Raw genomic sequence first — 4,390 nt, 5'->3', positions numbered from 1 at the left:
TTTGTGTTATATATTGTCAATTAAAAGTTTTTACAATAGAAGAGATATTTGTACCATTTACGTTAAAATTCATGGATGTGATATAATAAAAAGGTTAGTATGTGCATTAGGAGATGATCAAATGATAAAAGAAAACTTTAGTGATTATAATTTAAGCAGTGAATTATTAAAAGCAATAAGTATGTTAAAATTCAAAGACTTAACAAAAGTCCAAAAGCAAGTTATACCTGCTGTGCTAGCACAAAAGGATGTAGTAGTAAAGTCCCAAACTGGAAGCGGCAAGACTGCAGCATATGCCATTCCTATTTGCGAATTAGTGGATTGGGAAGAAAATAAACCTCAAGCATTAGTGCTTACACCAACAAGAGAACTTACTATTCAAGTCAAAGAAGATATTTTTAACATAGGTAGATTTAAAAGACTTAAAGTAGCTGCAGTTTATGGACAGTCCCCTTTTTATGATCAAAAAAAGGAGCTTAAACAAAAGACCCATGTAGTAGTTGGTACACCTGGTCGCATTATAGATCATTTAGATAAAGGTACATTTGATACATCAAATATAAAATATCTTGTAATAGATGAAGCTGATGAAATGCTTAATATGGGATTCGTAGAGCAGATAGAAACAATAATAAACAGCTTGCCAAAGCAGCGCTTGACTATGTTATTGTCAGCCACAATGCCTAGAGACATAGAGACACTTCGACAAAATTACATGAAAGATCCTATATACATAGAAATAGAGGACCAAAATAAAACGGCAGATAATATATGTCAAGAACGATATAACGTAAATGAACAAGGTAAAATAAAACTTTTAAGAGATATAACTACAATAGAAAACCCTGATAGCTGTATAATATTCTGCAATACAAAAGTAAAGGTAGATTCAGTTTATAATCAACTTTCAAAGGTCGAATATACTTGTAGGAAAATACATGGTGGAATGGAACAAAGTGATAGGTTAAAAGTAATGAATGATTTTAAACAAGGTCTTTTTAGGTATCTTGTAGCTACAGATGTTGCAGCTAGAGGGATAGACATAGATAATATCAGCCTTGTAATTAATTATGATATACCTTACGATAAGGAAAGTTATGTTCATAGGATAGGAAGAACTGGACGCATAGGAAAGATGGGTAAAGCAATTACTTTCGCTACAAAAAACGAGTCTAGGTTTTTAGATGATATACAGCATTATATTGGTAAAGAGATTCTTTTAAAAGAAAGCCCGGAATCCGAAATCGTGAATGATTCCATAGAAGAATTTGAGGTCAAAATGAATACAGTCCCTGAAATTAAAGAAGCAAAAGGCGCTGAGCTCAGCAAAGAAATTATGAAATTACATATTAATGCAGGTAAAAAAACAAAGATGAGGGCGGTAGATATCGTAGGTACCCTTTGTAGTATTGAAGGTATGACAAAAGATGATATAGGAATTATCAATATAATTGATATATCCACCTTTGTAGAAATATTAAATAATAAAGGTGAGTTAGTGTTTGATGAATTACAAAAGACACCTATCAAAGGTAGACTTCGTAGCGTAAGTAAAGTAATATATGAATAAAAAGAATATTATGGGAGGGTCATTATGAGAGTTACCGATTTAACACATACTATTTATCCGAATATGCCCGTTTTTCCAGGAACTGAACAGCCAATTTTTGAAAAAGCAAATACATTGGAAAGGGATGGCTTTCAAGAGGCAAAAATCACTATGTACTCACATACTGGTACGCATATAGATGCCCCTGCACATATGCTCAGTGATGGTCCTTATTTAGATAATTTAGATATAGAACATTTTATTGGAAATGCTATCATTCTGGATTTTTCAAAAGAAAAGATAGAATTAATAAATATTGAAAATCTAAAGCCCTTTGAGAAAAAAATAAAAAGTGTTGAATTCATTATAATAAAAACAGGATGGAGTAAATACTGGGGAGATAAAAAGTATTATGAAGGTTTTCCTTCTTTAAGCGTAGAATCAGCTAAATGGCTATCAAATTTTAATTTAAAAGGCATTGGGATTGATGCAATTTCAATTGATGATATGGATTCAACCACATTTGCAGTGCATAAAATATTAATGCCAAAGAACATCTTAATTATTGAGAACCTAACAAATTTAGACTCTATTAACAATGAATATTTTATTTTAAGTATTATGCCACTAAAAAATGAAAATGCTGATGGTTCACCAGTACGAGCCATTTCCATAGAAAATATGTAGCAAACTTAAGGCAAAATGCTTAAAAAGGTCATAAGCTTTTATTTAAAGCTTATGACCTTTTTCATATTATTTGAATTATTTTAACAAAGATTTTATTGCAGCTAATTCCTTACTTAGATTGTCATCCTTCATCATTTCAAGGGCACCATTAATTAATACACGAATATCGTGTTGTCCTTTATAAATAGGGGTAAGTCTTTTATTTAAATCTAGGAATTTATACACAGCGATTTGCGCGCCTCTTACAGAATAATCCATAGTAAATACGACATCATCTTCTATTTCACAGAACTGTCCAAGTAATGCTAAGTTAGTTGAACCTTCTGGAATATTTTGAGGTCTATCACCCTTTGCTCTAGTTAAAAATTGTGCTGTTGTAAAAGGTAATATACATGGTATACAAATAGATGTTTTAAGAATCTTATCCATATCTTCTCTAAAGTTTAGATGATATAATACCTCAGCTAATATTTCCTCTCCAGTGCAATCCACCATTCTTTTCTTTATAAAATCACCTTTTGCATATGGGAATAATGAATAGCCCCATATAATTTCTATATTATCAGGTTGACTAAGAAAATGTGGTTGATTATGCAGCACTATTGTCATGAGCCATGCAGAATCTCTAAATGTCATATGAGCCCCAGTTCCTGGCTGATTTCCTGAGAATTCTATTATTCTTTTATACATTGTTGGGTCTTTAAGAGTAACTGTAAAGGACTCCCACATCGACTGCTCAACGCGTTCATCGAAAACCTGAGGCTTACCAAACTCAGGACGACCCTCAGCGATTTTTTCCCAAAGATCCCACGTTCCGCCCACATGTTTGTCATTAATTACTGGCGCTGTAGTCATTGATCCAAGACTTGTCCCAGCTGTTAACGAACCAATAGTAGCAAAAGCAAGATCTCCCTTCGAAAGCTCTATTCTAGTTTCTTTTCCATTTTTAATACACTTGAATGCCGTAACTGTAGTTTCAGTATTTGATGGCTCAAATTCAAAATCAGTTACTCTGCAGTCCAATTCAAAATTAACACCTTGTGCTTCTAACCATTTTGTCATAGGTAATAACATTGAATCATATTGATTGTATGGCGTACGACGTATTCCAGATAAATCACTTAAACGTGGTAACTCTTGGATAAATCTATGCAGATATCTCTTAAGTTCTACAGCACTGTGCCAAGTCTCAAATGCAAAGAGCGTAGTCCATTGAAGCCAGAAATTTGATTTAAAAAATGATTCTGGGAAACACTCTTTAATACTTTTTGTGCCAAGTGAATCTTCTGGATTAATCATTATATCCATTAATGCTAATCTATCCGCGCGAACCAATCCCAAAGATGATACATCAGTTATTTTAGCTTCGTTATCTATTAATCTAGCTTTTGCATGAGTATGAATTTTTTTATTGAAAGCATTAAATTCATCAAGTATTGAAATTTTAGGATCAGTTAATGAAGGAATACTTTCCATTATTCCAAAAGTACAAGCATAAGCTTCTCTATCAAACATTCTCCCACCACGGATTACATAACCATCCTCAGCATTACCATTTCCATCCATACTTCCACCTGTTACGTTTAATTCTTCATATATATGAATATTTTTTCCTGGAACATGTCCATCTCTAATTAAAAATACCGCAGCCGATAGTGATGCAAGTCCAGCACCAACCATATAAGCATTTGTTTTTTCTACATCAATAGTTTGATCAAAATTAAATCTCATTTTAAATCCTCCATTTAGAAAAATTATGCTATAAGCCTATAGCATAATTTTGTATTTAGTAAGTTAACCACTTGCATTCACTTGCAAGCACTTACATGCACCTACAATAACTTGCTATATATATAATATAATTCTAAACAAAAGGATTTTATATAATCAATTTTGCAAAACTGTATGAAAAACATACATATATCACAAAGTGTATATCTTTGTAGAAAAAAAATAGTGGATTTAACTCTAAAGTTTCACCCCCTACAGCATGTACCCTCATGCAGTAGGGGTTGTTTTAAAATGTGGACTATACGTTCATTGGTCTATTTTTTTTAGTAGGTGCGATCCAAACTTCACCGGTTCCTACGAATGTCTGTAAATATCCTTCGTGCTTTGACTTTTCTATTTGTGTATCTATTTTACCTCTTATGA

The 4,390-nt window shown here is 32.5% G+C and carries 3 protein-coding genes; 2 read left to right on the top strand and 1 reads right to left on the bottom strand.

The window, feature by feature from the left end; genetic code table 11:
• The first annotated feature begins 121 nt into the window (after window positions 1-121).
• A complete protein-coding gene (locus tag JJE11_RS15375) occupies window positions 122-1,570 on the top strand; it encodes a DEAD/DEAH box helicase (RefSeq protein ID WP_291637185.1) in 1,449 nt (482 codons plus the stop codon).
• Window positions 1,571-1,594: 24 nt separating this feature from the next.
• Window positions 1,595-2,236 (top strand): cyclase family protein, encoded by a 642-nt coding sequence (locus JJE11_RS15370; RefSeq protein ID WP_291637183.1) that lies wholly within the window; start codon window positions 1,595-1,597, stop codon window positions 2,234-2,236.
• Window positions 2,237-2,311: 75 nt separating this feature from the next.
• Here the strand turns inward: JJE11_RS15370 and JJE11_RS15365 are convergent, their stop codons facing one another.
• Window positions 2,312-3,967 carry an oleate hydratase gene (locus JJE11_RS15365; protein ID WP_291637181.1) on the bottom strand — a complete coding sequence of 552 codons (1,656 nt, stop codon included), beginning with the start codon at window positions 3,965-3,967 and terminating at the stop codon, window positions 2,312-2,314.
• Window positions 3,968-4,390 lie beyond the last annotated feature (423 nt).

This window comes from Clostridium sp. (assembly GCF_016650095.1).
Classification (GTDB): Bacteria; Bacillota; Clostridia; order Clostridiales; family Clostridiaceae; genus Clostridium_AD.
Note: the sequence above shows the minus strand (reverse complement) of the source record. Positions and strands in the feature narration are given on the sequence as shown.